The sequence below is a fragment of the Sphingobacterium sp. MYb388 genome, assembly GCF_037479535.1.
In the GTDB taxonomy this organism is placed as follows: domain Bacteria; phylum Bacteroidota; class Bacteroidia; order Sphingobacteriales; family Sphingobacteriaceae; genus Sphingobacterium; species Sphingobacterium anhuiense.
The window spans coordinates 219,511-243,634 of the sequence record NZ_JBBGYV010000006.1; the positions used below are offsets into that span (position 1 = coordinate 219,511).

Annotated in this window: 15 protein-coding genes; 8 read left to right on the forward strand and 7 right to left on the reverse strand. The window is 37.1% G+C overall.

Features of this window, described 5'->3' with window-relative positions; translation table 11 throughout:
* Positions 1-4: 4 nt before the first annotated feature.
* The 8 genes from WH188_RS18765 to WH188_RS18800 all read left to right on the forward strand — a co-directional run bounded on the left by WH188_RS18765 (position 5) and on the right by WH188_RS18800 (position 14,625).
* The gene (locus tag WH188_RS18765; protein WP_339424476.1) at positions 5-3,229 is read left to right on the forward strand and encodes a SusC/RagA family TonB-linked outer membrane protein; all 3,225 of its coding nucleotides are present in this window, start codon (positions 5-7) and stop codon (positions 3,227-3,229) included.
* A 12-nt stretch (positions 3,230-3,241) separates the two neighbouring features.
* A complete protein-coding gene (locus WH188_RS18770; protein WP_339424477.1) occupies positions 3,242-4,822 on the forward strand; it encodes a SusD/RagB family nutrient-binding outer membrane lipoprotein in 1,581 nt (526 codons plus the stop codon).
* A 73-nt stretch (positions 4,823-4,895) separates the two neighbouring features.
* Positions 4,896-6,332, forward strand: coding sequence for an alpha-L-fucosidase (locus WH188_RS18775; protein WP_339424478.1), 1,437 nt, complete (start codon positions 4,896-4,898; stop codon positions 6,330-6,332).
* A 329-nt stretch (positions 6,333-6,661) separates the two neighbouring features.
* Positions 6,662-7,837, forward strand: coding sequence for an ROK family protein (locus WH188_RS18780; protein ID WP_339424479.1), 1,176 nt, complete (start codon positions 6,662-6,664; stop codon positions 7,835-7,837).
* Positions 7,838-7,859: 22 nt separating this feature from the next.
* Positions 7,860-11,207 (forward strand): SusC/RagA family TonB-linked outer membrane protein, encoded by a 3,348-nt coding sequence (locus tag WH188_RS18785; protein ID WP_339424480.1) that lies wholly within the window; start codon positions 7,860-7,862, stop codon positions 11,205-11,207.
* A gap of 10 nt (positions 11,208-11,217) precedes the next feature.
* Positions 11,218-12,798, forward strand: coding sequence for a SusD/RagB family nutrient-binding outer membrane lipoprotein (locus tag WH188_RS18790; protein ID WP_339424481.1), 1,581 nt, complete (start codon positions 11,218-11,220; stop codon positions 12,796-12,798).
* A gap of 105 nt (positions 12,799-12,903) precedes the next feature.
* A complete protein-coding gene (locus tag WH188_RS18795) occupies positions 12,904-13,521 on the forward strand; it encodes a hypothetical protein (protein ID WP_339424482.1) in 618 nt (205 codons plus the stop codon).
* A 69-nt stretch (positions 13,522-13,590) separates the two neighbouring features.
* Positions 13,591-14,625: a sialidase family protein gene (locus WH188_RS18800; RefSeq protein WP_021189876.1), complete on the forward strand. Its 1,035-nt coding sequence runs from the start codon at positions 13,591-13,593 to the stop codon at positions 14,623-14,625.
* A gap of 106 nt (positions 14,626-14,731) precedes the next feature.
* Here WH188_RS18800 and WH188_RS18805 read toward each other — a convergent pair whose 3' ends face one another.
* The 7 genes from WH188_RS18805 to WH188_RS18835 all read right to left on the reverse strand — a co-directional run bounded on the left by WH188_RS18805 (position 14,732) and on the right by WH188_RS18835 (position 24,103).
* Positions 14,732-17,098, reverse strand: a complete 2,367-nt coding sequence (locus tag WH188_RS18805) for a glycoside hydrolase family 3 N-terminal domain-containing protein (RefSeq protein ID WP_339424483.1) — start codon at positions 17,096-17,098, stop codon at positions 14,732-14,734.
* 421 nt (positions 17,099-17,519) lie between these two features.
* Positions 17,520-18,002, reverse strand: coding sequence for a hypothetical protein (locus WH188_RS18810; RefSeq protein WP_168128285.1), 483 nt, complete (start codon positions 18,000-18,002; stop codon positions 17,520-17,522).
* Between the two features lie 101 nt (positions 18,003-18,103).
* Positions 18,104-18,475, reverse strand: a complete 372-nt coding sequence (locus WH188_RS18815) for a hypothetical protein (protein ID WP_021189874.1) — start codon at positions 18,473-18,475, stop codon at positions 18,104-18,106.
* A gap of 4 nt (positions 18,476-18,479) precedes the next feature.
* Complete coding sequence (locus WH188_RS18820) at positions 18,480-19,232, reverse strand: hypothetical protein (protein ID WP_021189873.1); 753 nt, start codon at positions 19,230-19,232, stop codon at positions 18,480-18,482.
* Positions 19,233-19,264: 32 nt separating this feature from the next.
* Positions 19,265-19,921, reverse strand: a complete 657-nt coding sequence (locus WH188_RS18825) for a hypothetical protein (protein WP_021189872.1) — start codon at positions 19,919-19,921, stop codon at positions 19,265-19,267.
* A gap of 12 nt (positions 19,922-19,933) precedes the next feature.
* Positions 19,934-20,599 carry a hypothetical protein gene (locus WH188_RS18830; protein WP_021189871.1) on the reverse strand — a complete coding sequence of 222 codons (666 nt, stop codon included), beginning with the start codon at positions 20,597-20,599 and terminating at the stop codon, positions 19,934-19,936.
* A gap of 18 nt (positions 20,600-20,617) precedes the next feature.
* On the reverse strand, positions 20,618-24,103 hold the full coding sequence (locus tag WH188_RS18835; protein ID WP_339424484.1) for a DEAD/DEAH box helicase: 3,486 nt from the start codon (positions 24,101-24,103) through the stop codon (positions 20,618-20,620).
* Positions 24,104-24,124: the final 21 nt, after the last annotated feature.

The window sequence follows — 24,124 nt, forward strand, 5'->3', positions numbered from 1 at the left end:
ACTCATGAATTATTTTCAAAAAAAGAGTGCGGGATTAGCGTTATGCACTTTAGTCAGTGCATCATCCTTATTCGCACAGCAATCCATTACCGGAACAGTAAAAGATGCTTCGGGACTAGTATCTGGTGTAACGGTGACTGTAAAAGGAACCTCAAGGGCTACACAAACCACTGCGAACGGCAGTTTTACCATCCAGGCTTCACAGGGAGAAACTTTACGATTTACAACGATTGGATACAAAACAACAGAAATTTTGGTTGGTTCAACTAAATCGATTAATGTAACCTTGACACAAGATGCTTCTGCTTTAGATGAGGTGGTTGTGACAGCAATGGGTATTAAACGCGATGCAAAAGCTTTAGGATACGCTGTTAGCACGATCAAAGCAGAGGAACTTACTAAAGCGGGAAATACGAACATAGGATCAGCCTTATATGGTAAAGTTTCTGGCGTAAAAATTACCACAGCACCTGGCGGTGCATCAAGTGCTGTAAATGTTCAAATTCGTGGTATTAACTCCTTAAATTACCAACGTCAACCCCTTTATGTTGTAGACGGTGTAATTATTCGTAATGATGAACAATATGGAACCAAAGGCGCCAATAACAATAACTATTGGGATGACCAACGTGTCCGTGGTAATGGGATGTTAGATATTAATCCTGCCGATATTGAAAGTATGACTATTTTAAAGGGATCTGCAGCGAGTGCGCTATACGGATCTGATGCGGCAAGTGGGGTTATTGTGATTACTACAAAAAAAGGGATTAAAGGAAGAGGTTTAGGTATTGATTTTAACTACAATGGTTCTATCGAACGTGCCGCATTCTTACCGAAATTCCAAAATATCTATGGCCCTGGTTATGACGCTGCGACCAATCTAGCGAACGGTGCTGATGCGGAAGGTTGGATCGCAGATACAGACTCACCCTCGGGAAGACGCCCATACTTCCGCTCATACGGAAATTTTGGCCCTAAATTTACTGGTGAAGAAGTAAATTGGTGGGATGGAACAACCAAGAAATACGAAGCACGTGAAAATAACTTTAAGGACATCTTTGACAATGGTTATAATTCAAACATTAACTTTGCAATTTCAAATCAAACAGACAAAGTGAACTATCGTTTGAGCGGTACACGTATGGATTATAAAAGTACAAGTCCAGGTTCAAAACAAAGTAGAAATACCTTCAATCTAAATAGTACAGTAAAAATGCACGAAAAATTGTCATTAGATCTCGTTGCAAACTATACAAATACAGAAACTCATAATCGATCGCAATTACTAGGACAAGTCCTCGGATCTTTTGGAGGTTTCTTTAGTCGTACAGAAGACATGTCTGTTCTAAAAGAAAAATATCAAACTTCGGACGGCTATAAATATTCAGCAGCGACTACTGGTCGTGATGAGGATTTCAAATATGCCATTCGACCATATAATTTGTTGGATTATTTCTGGTCTCAATATAAAAATAGCTACGACGAAACAGAAAATCGCTTGTTAACAAGTGCCACCTTAAATTGGGATGTTGTGAATCACCTCAAATTAAGAGGTCGTATCGGTAATGATTTTACTTCGGCAGCCATCACAAATAAACAATATAACGAGCATGCAACACGCTATAATTCAACAACGAATAGTTCCGGTGGATTCAGCACTTCAAAAGGATTGTACTCAATATTGTATGGCGATGTATTAGCGACTTATGCTAACAAAATAAATAGTGATTGGGATTACAGTGTAAGTGCAGGTTTTCAATCTAGAGAAGAAAATTATGATGACCAATCGTCTACTACACAAAGTGGGCTTGTGAAAGAAAATTGGTTTAGTATCAGCAATAGCTATGCACCAGCGACAACAGGTAATGAGCGTAAGAAAAAAATAAAATATGCATATTTCGGAATGGCCAATATTGGTTATAAAGGATTTGCTTATTTAGACGGTACTTATCGCTCCGAGTATTCTTCCACCATGCCTCCCGGCAACAACAACTACAAATATGGTTCTGTAAGTGGAAGTTTTATATTTAGTGACGCTCTGGGCTGGAAGTCTCAGAATTTCAATTTTGGAAAATTGCGTGTTTCCTACGGTATTGTCGGAAATGATGCCGGAATTTATGTCGCAAATGTCGCAAACAGTCAAAATGCAATAGCTACAATTAATGGATCTGTACCTTCTTTGACATATAATGGTAGTTATGGAAATTTGGGACTTATGCCTGAAATGAAATACGAATGGGAGTATGGATTAGAACTTAAATTTTTAAAAAACAGATTAGGTTTAGATATCAGTTATTATGATAATTACATCGACGATCAAATTTTAAATCTAACAACAGAAGCATCATCAGGAGCAACCTCTCAATGGACGAATGTAGGTCGTATCTCAAATAATGGTCTAGAAGTTTCATTAACAGCAACACCTATACAGCGTGAAAATTTCAGTTGGAATACCCGTTTAAACTATTCCTTCAATAGAACTATGGTGGATAAATTAAATAGTGGCGGAGATATGCTAACGTTCTACAGCGCAGATGAGAACTCCTTAAAAGTCGTTGCCGAAGTCGGTAAAAAATTAGGTAATATTTATGCGTACGATATTGCTAAAGATGATCAGGGTAATAATCTAATTTCTGATGAAGGTTACTATGTTATTGATAAAACAAAGTATAAATATGTAGGAAATATATTACCAAAGGCAATAGGTGGTATGACCAATACATTCAACTATAAAAATTGGTCATTAGATTTCACTGTGGATTATAGATTAGGTGGTAAAATGGTTTCTGAAAATCAGAAATATGCCATGGGAACCGGTGCTTATGAAAACACTTTGGAATACAGAGAAACTGGTGTTACTTTAGGTGGTGTAAATCAGAATACTGGTGAGAAAAATGATGTACACCTAAGCGCTGCTGACTATTACATGAATACCTTCGCTTGGGGAGCGGATTCATGGACTGAGAAAGGAGCTGTATATGATAATTCGTTTGTCAAAATGCGGGAACTCTCAGTTGGTTACCGAATTCCATCTTCTGTCACACAAAAACTCAAATTAAACAACGTAAGAGTATCCTTAATGGGTAGAAATCTATTTTATTTCTACAGAACACTCAAAAATCTTGATCCAGAATCACCTGTTGGAAATCAATGGTGGTCCCAAGGTGTAGATGTAGGTTCTAATGCTGCAACTAGAAGTTTCGGGTTTTCATTAAATGCTAATTTTTAATCGTAATTAATCATGAATAAATCATTTTATATACTATTATTTTTAACGCTATCTACCCTTGGGTTTACAGGATGTAAATCACAATTGGAAGATGCGTTTAACAATCCCGATCAAACCACTGATGCTAGTATACCTGGCTTTTTTGCAGATTTGTTAAACAACGATAGAGTTCGCCCATCTTATTGGCATTACAGAACATTTATTTTATCCAATCAAACAATATACAGCCAAACATCGTCTTTTATACCGAACAATACGATGTACCAGCCAAATGACAGTTATTCCTATGGCTATTGGACAGATTTCTATGCTCCGGGCGTATTGGGTGTCTATCGGAAGATGGAAGCGGCGTATGCAGAATTAAGCCAAGAAAATCAAGCGAAAGAAGAAATTTTCCTTCAAGCAGGTAAAGTTGTCATGTACGATGAAGCATCAAAACTCATTGACAATTATGGTGATATTCCATTTTCAGAAGCTGGGAGTCTACCTTTAACAAGTATTGCAAAAAAAGCAAAATTCGATGATCAAAAAGAACTGTATTATTCTTTCATAGACGATCTGAAAGAAATTAACACTTATTTTAGCAAAGCGGCAACGACCGGTGATTTTTCTAAGTTTGATATTTTAAATGCCGGTAGTCTTAACAAATGGAGACGGTATACCAACTCTTTACGTTTACGCTTATTAATGCGAATTTCAAATGTAGACGAAAGTAAAGCTAAAACAGAAGTTTTAGAAATGTTGAATGATCCAGGCACATACCCGCTAGTTGACGGTTCTGCTAATGCAAACTACGTTCCTGGTAGTACAGATATTTTGCTTCAACCATTAACAACATACACAGGAACATTACGTGATGCATTAACAGAGGGCAATAATCAATATGCTACAGATTACATGCTAAATAAAACAATGAAACCTGCTGATGACCCACGTATCCCTGTATTTTATGATAAATTCGGTGTGAGAAAAGATGGTATATTTACCCCAAATAAGGAATATAATGCCATGCCTATAACCTTCACTGAAAATGACATATTAACAAATTACCAAAAATATGCAGTATTGGATTCAGCAACATTCTTTGATAACGCAAAACTTCCAGGTATAGTTGCAACAGCATCTGAGACAAACTTTGCTAAAGCTGAGGCTTTTTTAAGATGGGGAAATGACACAGATGCGAAAGCCGCTTATGATCTAGCCCTTAAGCAATCCGTTACTTTCTATTATTATCTTAATAATTTAAATACATCTGGCTTAAAAACAGAAACAAAGCCTACCGATGCCGTAATAACTAATTTCGTTGACAATTCAACAGCTAAATATAGTGGAAACTCAACGCAAAAATTAGAATTGATTTTAACTCAAAAATGGCTGCATTACGGATTCTTACAAGCACAACATGCATGGTCTGAATACAGAAGAACTGGCTATCCAAAAATTACGATATTAACAGCCGGAGCAGCGAATTATTCGACTCTTCCATTAAGATTTTTATATCCTACCGGAGAGATCTCTGTTAACTCCGAGAATTACGAAGCTGTTCGTTCAAAAGACACGCGTGATACCAAAATCTTTTGGGATGTAAATTAATTAAATCCACAATATACCGATTGAAAGCCGCCAAATGGCGGCTTTCTTTTTATCATTTTAACTATATTTATACATGCTAACATTAAAAATAATTATATCAACTGTGCTAATAGCAACAACAGCTACAGTAGCATTTGGTCAGGCCCATAATGTATCTTCTGGTTACCAAAAACCAACAGACCCATTAGTTATTGAAAACCTAGAACAGTGGCAGGACATGAAATTCGGACTTTTTATGCACTGGGGCACGTACAGTCAATGGGGTATCGTCGAAAGCTGGAGCTTATGTCCGGAAGATGAAGGTTGGACACAACGTAAACCAGAGCATGGAAAAAACTATTTTGATTATGTGAAAAATTACGAAAACTTACAAAAATCATTCAACCCAACACATTTCGATCCTAAAAAATGGGCAGATGCGACAAAAGCTGCTGGTATGAAATATGTGGTATTTACAACAAAACACCATGATGGATTTGCCATGTTTGACACGAAAGAGTCTGACTACAAAGTTACCTCGCCCAATACACCATTTTCAAAGAATCCGAAAGCAAATATCACTAAAGAAATTTTCAACTCCTTCCGTAACGATGGTTTTAAAATAGGTGCTTATTTTTCGAAACCTGATTGGCATACCGATTTTTATTGGTGGAACTATTTCCCGCCTAAAGACCGTAACGTGAATTACGATCCGCAAAAACATCCTGAAAGATGGGAGAAGTTTAAAAACTATACCTACAACCAATTGAACGAGTTGACGTCTGAATATGGAAAAGTGGATATTTTATGGCTAGACGGCGGTTGGGTAAGACCGTTCAAAACCATTGACCAATCTGTTGACTGGCAACGAACCATTAAGGTAGAACAAGATATTGATATGGACCGTATCGGTAATATGGCACGTAAGAACCAACCCGGCATCATTGTCGTCGACCGTACTGTACCGGGTAAGTGGGAAAATTATGTCACACCGGAACAGGCCATCCCAGAACATACATTAGACATCCCGTGGGAGAGTTGCATCACCATGGGTAACTCTTTTAGTTATGTTCCTAATGATCAGTACAAGCCCACTAAAAAAATTGTAGAAACTTTGATCAAAATTATCGCACGAGGAGGCAATTATTTAATGAACATCGCGCCTGGACCAAATGGGGACTACGACCAAGCTGCGTATGACAGATTAAAAGAATTAGCTTCGTGGATACAGATCAACCAAGGCGCAATATATGCTACCCGTCCAGTCGCTCCCTATCACGAAGGAGATTATTACTATACCAGAAGTAAGGATAGCAAGACCGTCAATGTTTTCCATATTGTAGAAGGCGACAGCTATCAACAACCAACTGAGTTTACATTCAATGTTCCAGATAATTTCAAAATTAAAGACATGAGTATCTTAGGCCACAAAGGAAAATTGAAATGGACACAAAAGGAAAATAAAATTATTGTTAAGAATCCAAGCACAAAATTAAACTATGCTACCGTTATTCAATTAAAATCGAAATAAGGTTTAACAATAAATAACTACATAAAACCTACTGCATCTGATCCTGCAGTAGGTTTTTTTTTGCCCATCTTTCCGAATCCTGTTACAATTTTTCGAAACATATATCTCTTCTCAAAAAATAGTTTTAAAATAATAAAATCTCCCAAAAATTTTAAATTCCCCAATTTATTCCCTACAAAATATTGAAATCTTAATCAAAATATCTTAACTAGATTAAAATGATATTAATTCCCGTTATTAAGAAAATTTACTTATTAAAAAAAAGTAAAAAGTATTTGCATCTTAATAATATAACTGTAACTTTACCATTACGGAAAACCAATCCAATTATGAATAACCAGATTATAAAAGCAATATACTTTCAAAAACTGCAATCGATTGCGCAGTTGAGTAAGACATTTAATAAGAGTATTCCACTCATTACAAAGTCAGTAAATTCATTACTTGAAATGAATTTAATTGAAGGTAATGACCTTGCAGCATCTACTGGTGGAAGAAGAGCTATTCAATTTAAAATAAATAACAATTTAAACACTTATACTTTAGTTATAGCATTAGACCAATTCTACACTTCCATTTACATATTTGATCTGGAAAATAACGTGATTGCAGAAAATGTCGATAACTATAATCCCTTAAAAAATAGCACTAAAGCTTTAGAGACAATTATCAGGCTAACAGAAGCCATCATTGTTGAATCAAAAATTCCTGTTACCGATTTCTTAGGTATGGGCATTAGTATGCCTGGCTTCGTTGATACAGAGAAAGGTATTAATGATTCGTATGATAAACAATCGAAGCTATATCATATTAAAAAGCACATATCTGATCATTTTAACATACCAACCATCATTGAAAATGACTCCACCTGTATTGCTTTTTCAGAACAAAAATTTGGTGCTGCTAAAAATATAAAAAGTTCTTTAGTCATTAATCTCAACTGGGGTGTGGGTTTGGGTATGATCGTGAACGACCAAATATTCAAAGGATCAAGCGGTTACGCCGGCGAGTTCAGTCATATTCCACTCAGTGACAGTAACGAATTATGCTCCTGCGGAAAAAAAGGCTGTCTTGAAGTAGAAGCGTCTCTTACCGCGGCAGTAAAAAACGTGCAGACAGCAATTAATGCTGGAGAAAAATCAAGCTTAGAAGGTGATCAGCACAATAATCTGTTAGCTCAGGGTGATGCATTATTAGAAAGTGCGCTAAATGGCGATCAATTAGCTGTCGCCAATCTCGGAAAAATAGGTTATATGCTAGGAAAAGGAATAGCGACATTAATTCATATCCTCAATCCTGAAGCTATTATCATTAGTGGCAGAGGAGCTCGAGCAGGAACCATTTTAATGCCTCAGATCCAAACCGCAATCAACGAATTTTGTATTCCACGATTAGCACAGGCCACACAACTAAAAATATCTGATACCAATAAACAGGCACAAAGTCTAGGAACTTCAGCCTTTATTATAGACAACTTTATACAGACACTTTTTCACACAAACTAATTACACTTATAAACCATTCGTTATGAGTTATTTTTACAAAAAAAGTGCGGGATTGGCATTATGCACCTTATTTAGTGCATCCTCCCTCTTCGCACAGCAATCTATTACCGGGAGAGTAACAGATGCAAAAGGACCAGTCGCCGGTGTAACCGTTTCCGTAAAAGGAACAGCTCGCGGTACACAGACAGATGCAAATGGTAGTTTTACAATTCAAGCCTCACAAGGTGAAACTTTGCGTTTTTCCAATATTGGCTACAAGTCAACAGAAATTGTAGTTGGTTCAACTAAAACGGTTAATGCTACTTTAACAGAAGATGCTTCAGCACTGGATGAAGTTGTTGTAACCGCAATGGGTATAAAAAGAGCCCCTAAAGAGCTGGGATATGCCATGAGTACAGTTGGAGCTGAAGAGCTTACCAAAACAGGAAGTCCTAACTTTGCCGGAGCATTATACGGTAAAGCACCAGGTGTCCGTATTTCAGCGGCGCCAGGTGGAGCAACTTCAGGGATCAACATCAATATTCGGGGAACAAACTCTATTACAGGAAACTCACAGCCCTTAGTCATTATTGATGGAGTTCCAATGCGCCAAACAACTTTTAATAACTCCGATTACTGGGGTGACCAACGTGCTCGCGGTAACGGTTTAGAAGATCTGAATCCGGAGGATATTGAAAACATCAGTATTTTGAAGGGTGCTTCTGCAGCAGCGTTATATGGATCTGAAGCTATGAACGGAGTTGTTTTAGTCACTACAAAATCAGGAAAAGCCGGAAAAGGTTTTTCTGTAGACTTTAATGCAACTTATACTCACGACCAAATTGCTTATTTACCTAGATTTCAAGACGTAAGAGGACCTGGATATAACAAAGCCTATAATAATGTAAATCAGTCCGATGATTTATTTTATTATTATGGCGCTGGAGATGCTGTTAATGGTGTCAATAGAGGAGTTATGAATACTAACGTAAATTTTGGTCCTAAATTCGATGGAAAAGATATCATCTCATGGGATGGTCAAGTCAGACCTTACAGTGCTCAAAATTCATATCACAAATTCTTTAATAATCCTAACAACAGTATATTTAATTTAGCAATTGGTAATACTTCTGAAAATTCAAATATCCGCTTTTCATTGACAAGACAGGATAATGAAATGACTGCAATGGATTCGTACAATAAAAAAAATATTGCGAATCTGAACGCTAGTTTTACATTATGGAAGAAATTCAAAAATGATGTAGTCGTCAATTTCATCAATCAACATACACACAATAGACCTTTGTTGACAGATCGTCTTATAAACAATTTCACAGGGATGATATCAACTTTTGATAATCCAGATTGGTACCTAAATAAATACCAAACAAGTCTAGGTTATAAATATGTGATTAAAGATCCGAATACACAATCATTGACTCCTGATGAAGATATACGATATTTTGGATATCGTGGAGATGTTTTATCATACATGTGGGATTCGAGAGCAAAACAATATGATGAAAATTCAAATAGATTAATTGGATCCTATACTGCAACTTGGAGTATAACAGATGATCTATCTCTTCGCAGTCGTGTATCTGCAGATGTAACAGCGCTAAGAACTGAGTCAAAACAGCCTAACGAAGTTCCATTGGCATTTGGTAATTCAGGTGGTTATTCCCTTGGCAATCAAAATGCAAACATCTATTATACAGATTTAATGGCGACCTACAACAAACAACTCAATGAAGATATCAAATTTGGTGTTGTAGCAGGATATACTGCGACCCGCACACAAGATACTTATGTTCAAAATGAAACAGATGGGGGACTTGTAATAAGAGATTGGTTCGATACAAATGCGTCTTTAAATCCGGCAAGACCAAATGAGCGTTACAATTATCGCAAAAATATGTTGCGTGACGCAGTATTTGGGACTGTGAATTTTAATTTAAAACAGTTTTGGAATGTGGAAGGAACTTTAAGACGCGAAAGAATCTCTACAATGCATCCTGATAATAATGTTTTATATTATCCATCTGTAAATACAAGTTTTATCCTCTCAGATGCCGTTAAATTACCAGATTTCTTTAGCTATACGAAATTAAGAGGTTCTTGGGGTATAGTAGGTAATTATCCCGATATTTATAAAAGTGCGCTCTATTATAATATCAGAACTTTAGGGCCACAAATGGCTAATGGTTCGTCTGTTATTTATTCAACCCTACCCACATCAGAATTTGGTAATCCTGGTATCAAACCTGAAACCAAAAATGAAATCGAATTTGGTATTGAGACAAAAATGCTAAATGGCCGATTAGGACTTGATATAACATATTATAATGGTCTAGTTAAAGATCAAATATTAAATTATACCTTACCTATTTCAGCAGGCTCGAGCTCCATTCTTGCAAACGTAGGTTCACTCCGAAACACCGGTTGGGAATTTGCGATCACTGGTGCACCAATACAGAACGAGAATTTCAAATGGAATACTGTTTTAAATTTTTCTATGAATAAGAACAAAGTAATTTCTTTACCAGGAAATGCTGAAACGTTATTATTAAGAGACTACGATGGACAAGCAGCTCAGCTTATCGCTAAAGTCGGAGAGACAATGGGGGATATAATGGTACGCCCAGTAAAATTAGATGAAAAGGGGAATAAGACAGTTTCTTCCAACGGTCTTTATCAAATTGATGGAGATAAATGGGTTAAGGCTGGAAACTCGATGCCAAAAGCAGTTGGTGGCTTGATAAATAATTTCTCCTACAAAAACTTTTCACTAGATGTTCTTATGGACTTTAGATTAGGAGGAAGTGTCATGCCTACAGGAGTTAATTGGATGACAAGTAGAGGATTGTTGGAAGAAAGTTTAAATGCTATGGATAAAGAGCATGGTGGTTTAAGTTATTATCAAGCTAAGGATGCTTCTGGAAGAATTGTGGGTATTGCAACAAACAATGCTAGCGGTCCAAATGGAGAAACAGTTTTTCATGACGGTATGTTAATGGATGGGGTATTAGCGGATGGTTCTCAAAATAGTAACATCATTTCTCAAGCAACTTATTATAACAGCACTTATAACTGGGGAGGACCTCAATATTCACAATCTCGATATGAATTATATGTTAAAAAGAACAATTATGTTAAAATGAGAGAAATCTCACTAGGATATCGCTTACCGACATCTATTGCCAATAAATTAAAAGCCAAAAACATTCAACTTTCTGCTTTTGGACGTAATTTATTCTTCATTTATAGATCAATTAAAGATTTAGATCCAGAGCAAATGACAGGTGGATCCAACTGGATTAATGGCGTTTCGAATGCTGGAACAAGTCCAGCAACAAGAACATATGGTTTAATGCTACGTGCTAGCTTCTAATTTTTAAAAAATGAAAAAGTCAATTTTATTCTTAGGGCTAACAATGACTGCTCTATCAACGATAACATCTTGTAAAAAAGATTCTTTTGGAGATTACTACAATAACCCTTCTAAAAGTAAAGAAACAACTGTAGAAAAACAATTCACAGGAATGATCTACGACTTTAGGGCACTTATAATACCCTCATATGGTAATTATTTTGTGACTTTAAGACCAACAATTAATCTTTATATACAGAATTTAGGTTCTATTAACCAGGCTAATCAATTAGTACCAGGCTCTGCTGCAACTGAAGAAAGATGGAACAAATATTATGCTGGCTTAGCACAATACAAAGAATTTATACGTTTGTTTCAAATACAGACAGATAAAGAAAAAGAAGAAAAAAGAATTGCCCTCTTAGCTGCTAAAATTATTTTCTATGACCAGACACAACAAATGGTCGATTTAGTGGGCGATATACCGTGGTCTGAAGCCGGATTGTTAAATACCAATAATGGTGATTACAAAGTCTCTTATCCGAAATACGACAAAGCAACTGATATTTACACTAATATGCTGACTGATCTAAAAACAATCAGTGTAGAATTAAGTGATTTAAAAATACCTTCAACTTTTGCTGGTGCTTTTAGAACACAAGATCTGATCAACAATGGTGATGTTATTTTGTGGAAAAAATATTGCAATTCTTTGCGACTTAGAATGCTAACCCGCGTATCGGCTAGTAGTCAGTTCAGCGCTACTGCAAAAAATGAGATAGCTGAAATCATCAATAATCAAGATAAATATCCTTTGATTTTAAACAATGCAGACAATGCTCAATTAGATATCTTTAACACGAGTACCGATATCAAATCCGAAGATATCAAAGGTGCGTTTGAGGCAGATGGTTGGTTTGCAAATTTTGGCAGCAAACCTATGATTGATGAAATGGTAAATAAATCTGATCCTAGATTACCTATCTTATTCGAGAAAGGTCAAAAATCCGGAGATAAATATATCGGTTTCGATCAACAACTTGGAGAAGCAGATCAATCTGACTTAGCTAGAGGAGAAACTATAAGTTTTTACAACCGACACACCTTGTCTCGCAACAAATTTATTCCTGGCATCCTAATCAGTGCTTCACAAATTAATTTTTTACTAGCGGAGTATTACGATAAAATAGGAAATAACAGTGCCGCAAAGAATGCTTTTGAAAAAGGTTTGAGAGAATCAGTAGATTTGTATTACAACATCTCCACAAAAAGTGATGATATAACAGTTGCCACACCAGCAAAACCTCAACAAGCAAGCATAGATAATTTTGTCACGAAAGTAAATTGGGACGGAGCAACTAATAAAATCCAATTAATTGCCATGCAAAAATGGTTACATTTTAACCTATTTCAAGCTGTGGAAAATTGGTCTGAACAGCGACGATTAGATTTTCCTAAGTTTACTATTCCAACCTTAGCATCAGATTTACAAAAGACAATTCCTGTTAAATTGACTCTACCACAAAATGAAGCGACATTTAATGCAGATAACTATAATGCTGTAAAAGCACAAGACAACCCGAATACCAAACTTTTCTGGGACGTTAATTAAAATTAAATAATCTTAACAAAGGAAGCCACGCAAGTGGCTTCCTTTGTTTTGTAGCAATATTTCGTCAAACCTCGTTATCTTTTCAACCAATCAATATACTTATATATGAAAAAGATCATTTACACCTTATCTTTATTATTGAGTCTGTCTGTATTTTCCTGTAAAAATAGCGACCTTGAATATTCAAATCAATTTGAAGACAGCTTTGATAAGTTTAAAGAATTCAAAAAAGAAAGCTATAACTCCTATCAATACCAAACAAACACCTCATTAATGACACAAAGTGCCACAACAACAATATCAGTCATCAATGGAAAAGTAACAAAACGAGAGCATCTCATTCAGCGGTTTGGTAATCAATTTATCTCGCCGGCTACGGGCTGGACAGATGAGAAAATTGCAGCAATTGAAGCAAAAATAACGGATGCATTTAAAACATACCTAACGGATAAGAAGATTACATTAAAAGAATGCCTCAGCTGGTCAGAATCTGAAAAAGAATTAGGAAAATATAATGGATTAGGAGCAACTGAAATTATGACACTCGATGACGTTTATACCAAGGCAAAAGGTGAATGGCTTGTAGCACAAGAAAAGAAAAAGATATTTTTTGAAACGAAAAATAATGGGATGATCTCATCATGCGGTTATGTCATAGGAAATTGTCAGGACGATTGCTTTACCGGAATCAATATATCAGATATTAAAACATTAACGAACTAAAAAATAAAACCAAAAAGACTCCTGTACTTCGTTTAACATATGAAAAAGTGCAGGACCAAATAAACTTATATGAACAAACTATTCTTCTTTTCTATAATCATACTAACTATCCTTTCTTCTTGCAATAATTATAGACCAGCACTATTAACATCAACTCAGATTTTTAACGAAGGTCAGGTACCTTTCAAACAGTGCCACGCCTCTACCATCGAACAAATTGGAAAAGATAGCCTAATTGCCGCCTGGTTTGGAGGTACACATGAATCCAATCCCGATGTTGTGATCTGGACTTCACATTATATTAATGGCAAATGGCAGACCCCTGTGCAAGTTGCCGATGGAGTCCTTGGAGACAAACGCTATCCAACATGGAACCCTGTATTTTATCAACATCCAGCATCGGACAGCCTATATCTTTATTATAAAATAGGACCTAATCCTCGAGAATGGAAAGGTTATTACAAATATTCGCTAGATAAGGGCAATACCTGGTCAACAGCGAAAGCATTACCCCAAAACATTTTAGGTCCCATCAAAAACAAACCCATCACCCTAAAAAATAGTACTATCCTTTCCCCTTCAAGCACCGAGTCAAAAGACGAAATTTGGAAAGCTCATTTAGAGATCAGCGCAGATAGAGGTAAAACGTGGTCAATTGTTAACATTAACCATGATAGCCCCATTCAGGTGATCCAACCGAGTGTTGTACAACATGCAGATGGAAAAATTCAAGTCCTGTGTCGCAGTAAAGAGAATAAAGTCATGAGCTCCTTTTCCAACGATAACGGAAAGACTTGGCAACCTTGGCAAGCTACAAATCTGCTTAATCCAAATGCGGCAACAGACGCAATACGTCTAAACAATGGAAAATTTATGATCGTTTATAATCCCGATCTTGCCGGAAAAGATTGGTGGGAAGGACGTACGAAACTACGCGTGGCATTATCTAAAGACGGTCTGAATTGGAAAGATGCATTGATCTTAGAAGATGGTAAAAAGGGGGATGAATACTCCTACCCGACAATAATACAAGATGATGATGGTTTGATACATATTACCTATACCTGGAATAGAAAGAATATTAAACACATTGTATTAAAATAAAATTGGGGCTGTCAATAATAGACAGCCCCAATTTTATTTTACATCCTAAACGAGTAGGATCATTAAAGATGCAAGTATAGTATACTTTCCGAGTGTATTATTTTTCCTACAAATAGTCCTTCTTCAATTCCAATGTACCTTCCAGTCGCACATCATCAGATCCTGCACCAATCAGTAATTTAAATTTTCCCTTCTCAGTTTTCCACCGGTTATCCACAGCCCAAAGCTTCAGATCCTCTTTAGTCAATTGAAAAGTGACCCTTTCACGCTTACCAGCCCCAATAGACTTACGTTCAAATCGTTTCAATTGTTTGATAGCTGTAACTACTGAACTAACCTCATCCACAACATAAAGCTGAGCCACCTCATCACCGTTTAACAGTCCTTTGTTTTCCACATCAAAAGCAACCGTACAAGCAAAATCGTCTGCACTTTCCTTCACATCAACAACAAGATTAGCATATTCAAATTTACTGTAGCTCAAACCATGGCCAAAAGCATATAAAGGCTTAGCCGACATCTCCACATAATCATGATGTTTAGGTTTATTATGATTATAATGTACTGGCAACTGTCCTACAGAACGAGGTACTGAAATCGGCATGCGTCCAGCAGGATTATAATCTCCAAACAGCACATCAGCTATCGCAAGTCCACCCTCCTGCCCAGGGTACCAGGCATTCACAATAGCGGGGATATGTGCAGCTGCCCAATTCAAATTCAAAGGTCTTCCCATGATGGTCACAAGCACAATAGGTTTACCTGTTTTCTCCAAAGCCTGCAATAACTGCAACTGATGCCCCATCATATCCAAAGAGACGCGGTCAAAACCTTCACCACTTTCCATATCACTAACTGCATTGATATCGACATTTGCGGCACCTGTAGCTTGATAAGTTGTTTTAAAATCACGGGCACTAGAACCACCCAATACCACAACAACCACATCCGACAGCTTCGCCGCCGCAACCGCATCTTGTATATTACTATTAAGCGTATCACGGATAGCACAGCCCTTCACGTAATCAATCTGTGTCCCCTTACCTACCGCAGCACGGATACCAGCCAATACTGTTTTCACTTTACCATCAGCCTGCGGAGCAGTATAGTCTCCCAATTGATTATAGGCATTATCCGCATTAGGACCAACAACTGCAATACGTTTAACCGTTTTCTTCAGAGGCAATAAGTCTCCTTCATTTTTAAGCAATACGATAGACTCCTGAGCTACTTTACGTGCTATAGTCACATTTTCAACAGTAGCTACCTTTTTTGCAACCAGTTTTTCATCCACAAAAGGACGGTCAAATAAACCCAGATTAAATTTCATACGCAGTACACGTGCCACAGCAGTATCAAGAACTGAAGTTTCTACAAGACCGCTATTGACCGCCTCCAATAAATTAGCACCATATCCTGTACCGCTCAAATCTACATCAAGACCGGCATATATACTTTGTGAGGCTCCCTCTGCTGCAGTAGAAGCTGTGGCGTGCCCTCCGTTTAATCCAGAAATACTTAATAAATCGGATACGACAAAACCGTTAAATCCCCAATCTTTACGCAATACATCTTTCAGTAGCCAGGGATTTGCAGAGCAAGGAATACCATCAATACTGTTATAAGCCGTCATCACAGAACCTGCTCCTGCGCGAACAGCTTGTTCAAAAGGATACAGATAATGGTGACGCATTGCTCTTTCACCGACAGAAACACCTTCACCATTATGACCACCTTCAGGAACAGCGTAGGCAACAAAGTGTTTAAGTGTACCAATTATTTTATCTTCTTTCCCAATTACATCACCCTGGAAGCCCTTCACCATCGCCCTTCCCATCTGCCCGATTAAGTACGCATCTTCACCATAAGTCTCTTCTGTTCGTGACCACCGTGGATCACGTGCTAGATCCAATACAGGACCATAACCATTTTTTCCACCTACAGCGTAAGTTTCCTTTGCAATCGTAGCCGCCATCTGTTCAATTAAAACTGGATTCCAAGTACTTGCTTGACCAATTGCTGTAGGAAAAACAGTAGCACCGATAGCCATATGACCATGCGGAGCTTCTTCAGATAACAACAAAGGAATACCTAAACGTGTACTATCCAACATATAACGTTGAATCGCATTTGTAGCTCGTGCCGCTTCCACAGGGCTCAAACCATTTAACAGCGTTTTTTGAGTCCACGGATCAGCACGCAAGGTTGCCCAGAGCAGACCAATATGCTGCTGCTGAACTGCTTTTTTCAGTTTTGCACTTACACCGATACCCTTAGCCCTCTTCTCATACATCTCCCAACCCAACAATTTCGACAATTGACCAACTTTCTCCTCCTTAGTCATTCTCCCCAATAGGTCCTGAACTCTTTTCTCTGTCGGAAGTTTACTGTTTTTATAAGCTGGCTGCTGCGCCTGTAAGTTTGGAATCGCTAGAAATAACATTCCACTAAAAAATATACTGCTAAGTTTCATTTAAGATTGTATAAAAGAGACCATCGGTCGGTTTGTAAACCCCTAAATTAACGTTTTAGCATTAGAAATCAGTAATACATCATAATAATATTACTAAAAGTAACAAACATAAAAAAGGACGATTTTGATCGTCCTTTTTTATGACTAATGTAAACGCGTTATAAACGATCCTCTTCCTACCGTAATCTGATAATAACTTGACCAAAAATATCCTTCTCTTTAGAATGGATTATAAAAAATATGAGCTTTTCTCAAGGTCTCTTAAATTTTATAAAGACGAGTAGTCATTTCAAATCTTTCCATATAACGAATAACTCAATCCTTCTCTTTATAACTCAATATTAGGCTCAGAGAAAATTTTGTTTTTTTCAACTCCAGCAGAACGCCTTCACTAATTGGATGCATTCACGCGAATATCAAATTATTGAGCCTTCACCCCTTTAAAATAATATTTCACGGGCCTAACAAAAGCCGCAGGATTATTATTCTGACTCGTTAACACCAGTTTATCCCCATTAACCACTACGGTATAGGAAGAATACTGATCTTGATTTGCAAATTTAATCGTACCCTTTTCTTTATTAAAAGTAAAGCCTGTATTATTCTTATCTTTGAAAATAAACTCCTCAAAAGCTCCTTTATTCGCCTCACAGACTTTCACCCCTTTATCCAGATTCAATTGATTTGACTTTTCCTGAAAGATAAAGCGGTAACTGTTATCCATTTCGCAGTCATCTAGATTATAATCGGTTTCCTTCGCGTTCCCTATAACAGGATGCCACACATATGCCCCCAATCGAACTTGAATATCTTTCGAAAAGTCAGGATCTGGAGTACCACTATCTTTTGCACAGCTACTAATTAAAGCCAGAACAGCAACACCATAAAAAATTTTTTTTGTCATAGTTTATATATCGTTAGTATAAAGATAACGCAAATAAGTGAAGGAGTGCTACAGCTTTACGTAAACATAACATGATAATTCAACTGTTAGGTCTCAAACTTTTATTTTTGTAACTTATCGTCATCCCCCATCATAATCTGATTAATACGGTCTTCCAATACAGATTTATGCCAATCCTCCAGCAGTTTTTTAGTTTTCTCAAGAGCATCCTTTTCCCCTGCTCTCATAATCATAGCCCACTTTTCCCCAAATTCAAAGTAAGCCTGCAATGCTCCTTCCGAATCCGTATATTTAATTAAATACTCTATCATAAACAAATTGGCCCATCGATCAGGATCCAATGGAAAGCACATGTACGCCGCTATATCAACTTTATCAACAAAAGCCTGAATAACATTTTCAGGTGTGAAATTAAAAATATCACAAAATTGTTTAAACTCATCAGTGAGCTTAATATTCTCTAAATTCTTCATATCATTAACTTAAACTGTTATTTTCTAAATAGTTATTTAACCATCCCTGATAATGCGCTTTTCTCTCGTCCACATCTCTACAAAAGAAATAACGCTTATTCAATTCTTGAATTTCCATCATCATTTCTCTGCATGGTACCGAATCTTGAAATTCCTTATCACGTATACTACCGTAACCATCAAATACCCTAATAAATACACCTAAAACTGGGTTATAGATGGATTTATTTAAATGTATTCTCGCTAGATAATCTGGGATCGCCACACATTGCATGATACCATTCAAAAACTGCGTTGCCGAAATACCCGAAACAAGTGATCTAAACATCAAATCTTTATTTAGTGTTATCTTGGTTTCTTCATCCAGATAAATGACATTCTTTATCTCACAATCTTTTGAAAAAAGATCATAAAGTTGATTCGTCAACAGCTTACCCTTCATTCTCCTTTGCGAATAACTGTAGTTTCTGTTCATGGCCAGTTTAATTTGCCTCTGAACTAATTTCACCCCCTTATCGCGCTCTATTGCAGTTAATTCAATATTCAATTTATGTTTATCCTCTTCTTGTTTTGGAATCACATAATCGAAAGATTTAGTTACCAAAGAATACACAGATTTGTCATCAAAATGCAGGTCTATGTAAGAAAAATGATTTACATAAAGCTGTAAAAAGTCAGCCACTTTAATACCAAAAAGCTGACAAGCGAGTTGAAAACTTTGTGGTATAGCAATAGCCTCTGAATCCATATTTTTCATAGATTTTTAGTTTAAAAAATAATAACTTCCGTTTATTTATGCAGGCTATACCGATAACTATAGCTATTTGCTTTGCTTCTTTTTAGAGGAGCAGTTCCCTTCCTACCCCAGAGCAAATCCAACTCTCTCTTAAAATAAATAACAGGAATCTTATAATCCTCCAAATGGCCGTCAAGGCAATCCTTGATTTGTCTAGCTGTCCTAGGTCTTTTAAAATAATCGGTGGACAATATCGCTTCAAAAAATGTTTGGCATACACCCCGTTCAAATGAACTTGGACTTTCAGCATCTTCAATTCTTTTGATATTTAGATTTTCCATTAATCTAAAAAAAGAAATGCTTTCAACTGCATTAATAAAATAATCCATTTGGTAGTATCTCACCCCATTCTCCACCCAGACCCCAAGTTCAAACTCATAACTGGTTTTGTCATCATAAGATTCAAAACTTAGCTCCTTTTTTTCAAAAACCCAAGTTAGGTGAGTCATCAATTCTAGATTACTCATAGATATCTTAAACCGCTCTAATTGATATACAAAGTCATCATCCTGTCCTAATAAAAATGAAAGCTCTTCAGGACTGTAATCGCAACTTATTCGATGCAACAGCAAAAAATAGATCGAACTTGCATACTTCATCGTTGAAGAAAAACGATGCTTCTCCTTGTCACTTTTAAATAATTCTATCATATTAAATCACTCTTATTTCACAGAACTAAAACAATAACGATCATCTACAATGCGCACCACTATTTTTCCCTGCTGAATCATTTGATATAAGCAGTTTTTCAAGTGTCTCGGGTAAATGATCAATTTCGACAAACCCGTATGCCGCACATTTTGAAATAATTCCCATGACGATTTCCCTTCTTCAAATTCCCCTCTCGAGAACAATCCTTCCAATCTAGAGCGCACATGAATCATGGCATCAGACTCCAGTAGAAGATTAATTTCCGGCTTCCATTCTTCTAGAGAAAGCAAAGGAGTAGCAGGTTTATCTTTACCCCGCTGAAACGTCCAGCCTAATTCGATTTTATAATACCATTTAATCTCATCTTCGACTACTTTAACACGAACAATACGCTCTGTAGAACCTTCGTACGGTTCCCTAAAAAATTCCATCGGCACAACTTCCGAACAAGCATAAATGCGATCCAGTAAAATAGATTGAGATAATAAAAATTTAGAAACCTCAAATAATTTTTCAAAATCCAGATAAGCATGATCAGGCTTACCTAATAAAAAAGAAAGATCCTGAGGACTCCACCCTAACTTTAGTCTCCGATTAAAGTATGTATACCACAATTGAAAATCGTGCGAATACATCATTCCTGAATAGGAACTCTTAATCATCATATCACTTTTCATAGTTTAAGTTTATAATAGTTATTCAAATAATTTCAGCAGGTCATCTTTACTCAACGATTTCATCAGATTCGCTTCATCCAAAATCAATCCGTCAGCCACACTCCTTTTACTCGCCTGCATCTCAAAGATCCTTTCTTCCACCGTATCCTTACACACGATTTTGTAAGCCATCACATGTTTATCCTGACCGATGCGGTAACAACGGTCTATCGCTTGCGCCTCTGCGGCAGGATTCCACCAAGGATCCAAAATATAGACATAGTCCGCCGCCGTCAGGTTCAACCCCGTACCACCAGCTTTTAAGCTGATCAAAAAGATCCGGCAATCATCCTCATTGTGAAACCTTTCCACCGCCTTCTGCCGATCCACCTGGTTCAATTTACCATCCAAATACGCATAATCTATACCCCTTTCAGCGATTCGTTTTCCCACCAATTGCAACATAGACGTATAAAAAGAAAACAATAAAACCTTATGCCCTGGCACAACCTCATCCAAAATTTCATCGATATAATCCAATTTCACTGAAGAACTCGTTAACACCTCCCCTTTAATCAAGCTCGGAGAATTACAGATCTGCCGCAATTTACTGAGCGCCTCAATAGCCAAAAACTTAGACTTCGATGCATCTTTTCCTTTTAGATTCTCTTTCAATTCCCCCTTAAAAAGTTTTCGATATCGATCATAAACCTTCCTTTGGTCAGGAAGCATATCCATATAAAGGACAGTTTCTGTTTTTTCAGGAAGATCAAGAGCCACTTGTTTTTTAGTGCGGCGAAGTATAAAAGGTGCGATCACCTTTTGAAGGCTTCCCACAGTTTCCTGTACAAGATTTTCATCCTTAACACCTTTATACGTTTTATTAAAATTTCGATAATTACCAAAAAAACCAGGATTGACCAGCATCATTTGTGAATAGATATCCTGAATCCCATTTTCAATAGGCGTACCCGTCATCGCGGTCCGATAAGATGCTTTTATCTCAGACAAACATTCAAAACGCTTTGAATTCCGATTCTTCACAGCCTGCGACTCATCCATAACCAGATAGCTAAATGTCGTCATTTCAAACTCTTCCACATCCGTCATCAACGTACCGTATGTCGTCAACAAGACAGTCCCCGCTTCTAACTCCGCAACAGGCGCTCGTAACTTCCCATGATAAACTCGAACCAGACGGTTCGGCGCAAATTTTTGATATTCCTGCTCCCAGTTAAACAACAACGTATTGGGCAATACAATAAGAGAAGGAGCACCTTGAGGATTTGCATGATAATAATACTCTAGCAAAGTAATTACCTGCAGGGTCTTACCCAATCCCATATCATCCGCTAAAAGACCACCCCAACCAAACTCATTCAAAAAAGCCATCCAGCTAAATCCAACCTGTTGATAAGGACGCAAAGTTGCCAACACAGTATCAGGAACATCCAATAAAGGAATCTCATCCATATTCATCAATTTCTCCCGGCGTTCTCGGATGCTCCCTTGAATAATTTTAGGATCTATCTTTTCCAAATTAGGTTGCAACGAAATAAGCTGTACCGTATTGAGCAACAAGCTGTCTTCATCCCGAACCGAACTTAAAAATAAAGGCTTATAGAGATGTCGAACCTCTTTCGTTATAATTCCATAAGAAGAATCGGGCAATCGGAATACTTGCTGTCCCTCCATAATCAGATCTTCAAAATCAGAGATTGTCATAGCCTGATTGCCAAATTTAAGAGCCAACAGAATTGCACATTGATTATTTTCAAAATGAATATTCCGTACCGTACAATTGAGCTGATGTTGATAATAGGAAGTACCAACTTGAAGATCCTCAAGTACAATCAAGATATCCTCCGACTTACACTTATCAATAAAATCATGTAACCAACTACGATGCTGAAGTAAATCAATCGGGATAAACCAGTTACTATCAGCCATAGATGATGCCAAAGAGGGATGCTGTTGCAAAATAAAAGTTCGAAATTCCTCCTCTTTTATCTTGTCGCGCATAAAATAAGTAAAGTCTTCCTGTTTCGGTGCAATTACCAAATTAGCATCCCATTTCAGTGGAAAAGTTCCTATATTTTCATATACAACTTGTGCCTCCAGATGAAGAAAGTTATCTATCTCACGAATCGTCAGCATCCGCTTAAACGCAGGATCGTATAGAACATGTCTCCTCTTTATCTCCTGATGAGAGTGAATCTCAAGAGAACAAGATTTACTCAACGGAACAACCAAATCCGTCAAAAAATCAGCGTACTGCTCCGGCAGAGCCGTGACAATAAAGTCAAAAGCCCGAAAGCGGCGCAACAGATATTCCATTTCAAGATTATCGATAAAAAGCACCTGAGCATCCCTGATTTTTAAGAAGTAACAATTTTTAAAATCAAGAAAAGTAGGTTCTTCGAGAAGAATACCATCTACATATACCTCCACTACGAGCTTTTGATAAACGTCTTCATCATAAAGATGTGCTTTTATTGTTAATCGATCTGCTGCCAGCAAAACCTGAGCACTATGTAGGCCGTAAGTTCTACTTAAATTGATCTGATAAGCATATTGATATGATCGATTTGTACTGACGAAATTAAGGTTAATATTAAATATTGGATCCGATAATAGATCGCGCCAGACCTGCAGTATCTGTTGTTGGTTCTTACGATAATGACTATAAAAATCTAAACTACCTAGATTCTTTTCTTTAAAAGCCTTATCAGCCAGAATAAGAGAGACAATTCTTTTGCAGAAACGCTCTAGGTATCCATCTTTTGGGCTCAAGAAAAGTACGGTCTGTAATTCATCAAACAAATAACTCTTTGTAAAAGAATCGGAATTCGGACTCCTGGATTTAAATGGAAAAACAACAGGGATTCCAAAAGCCAAAAAATTGAGCGGAACAAAAAACTTAACGTTATCACTCTTCTCCGCTGGCATGTCCGCGATAATATGACTATCTGGAATCTGGATTCTTTGTTCATCATTCGACGACTGCCCCATTACTTTAAACATCCTACCATATGTAGTATGGTTGCCTATCTTTAAATTGATACTACCGTAAAAATCTTCTATTTCAAAATGTAGCATCTTGAGTTGCCACGGTAAGAGTTCGTCCAGAACTTTGGGATAAAGCCCTTTAAAGTAAAGATCCCTACTATCTGGTATTTTGTCGTAAAGAAAACGGGCTTCATGTGAACAAAGTCCCTCTGCCTTTTTCCCACAACTACAATTAACTTCAAGATAATCACGACTTACTTTAATCTGAACAACCTCCTCCACACCAGATTTACGAATCTCAAAATGTGGAGGTATACCATTTACATGAACTGTTATCCGCCCGGAATAATCGATCCCAAAAGACTTCCTTTTACAAAACTGTAAAAGATATTCCCTTCCCATTTTAAAAGGATCTCCATCCTCCCAAGGAATCTGAAAAGGTTCTGATGACTTCCGTTTAGGCAAAGCAGTGGCTAAGGAGAGCTCTTGGCTATCCTGTACTTTATTAATTCCCATAAATTTATTGTTTGTTGTTTA

Bases quoted from the DNA above. Each gene is read 5' to 3' on its own strand.
- WH188_RS18765 (WP_339424476.1), top strand. From the start codon at position 5: ATGAATTATTTTCAAAAAAAGAGTGCGGGATTAGCGTTATGCACTTTA.
- WH188_RS18770 (WP_339424477.1), top strand. From the start codon at position 3,242: ATGAATAAATCATTTTATATACTATTATTTTTAACGCTATCTACCCTT.
- WH188_RS18775 (WP_339424478.1), top strand. From the start codon at position 4,896: ATGCTAACATTAAAAATAATTATATCAACTGTGCTAATAGCAACAACA.
- WH188_RS18780 (WP_339424479.1), top strand. From the start codon at position 6,662: ATGAATAACCAGATTATAAAAGCAATATACTTTCAAAAACTGCAATCG.
- WH188_RS18785 (WP_339424480.1), top strand. From the start codon at position 7,860: ATGAGTTATTTTTACAAAAAAAGTGCGGGATTGGCATTATGCACCTTA.
- WH188_RS18790 (WP_339424481.1), top strand. From the start codon at position 11,218: ATGAAAAAGTCAATTTTATTCTTAGGGCTAACAATGACTGCTCTATCA.
- WH188_RS18795 (WP_339424482.1), top strand. From the start codon at position 12,904: ATGAAAAAGATCATTTACACCTTATCTTTATTATTGAGTCTGTCTGTA.
- WH188_RS18800 (WP_021189876.1), top strand. From the start codon at position 13,591: ATGAACAAACTATTCTTCTTTTCTATAATCATACTAACTATCCTTTCT.
- WH188_RS18805 (WP_339424483.1), bottom strand. From the start codon at position 17,098: ATGAAACTTAGCAGTATATTTTTTAGTGGAATGTTATTTCTAGCGATT.
- WH188_RS18810 (WP_168128285.1), bottom strand. From the start codon at position 18,002: ATGACAAAAAAAATTTTTTATGGTGTTGCTGTTCTGGCTTTAATTAGT.
- WH188_RS18815 (WP_021189874.1), bottom strand. From the start codon at position 18,475: ATGAAGAATTTAGAGAATATTAAGCTCACTGATGAGTTTAAACAATTT.
- WH188_RS18820 (WP_021189873.1), bottom strand. From the start codon at position 19,232: ATGAAAAATATGGATTCAGAGGCTATTGCTATACCACAAAGTTTTCAA.
- WH188_RS18825 (WP_021189872.1), bottom strand. From the start codon at position 19,921: ATGATAGAATTATTTAAAAGTGACAAGGAGAAGCATCGTTTTTCTTCA.
- WH188_RS18830 (WP_021189871.1), bottom strand. From the start codon at position 20,599: ATGAAAAGTGATATGATGATTAAGAGTTCCTATTCAGGAATGATGTAT.
- WH188_RS18835 (WP_339424484.1), bottom strand. From the start codon at position 24,103: ATGGGAATTAATAAAGTACAGGATAGCCAAGAGCTCTCCTTAGCCACT.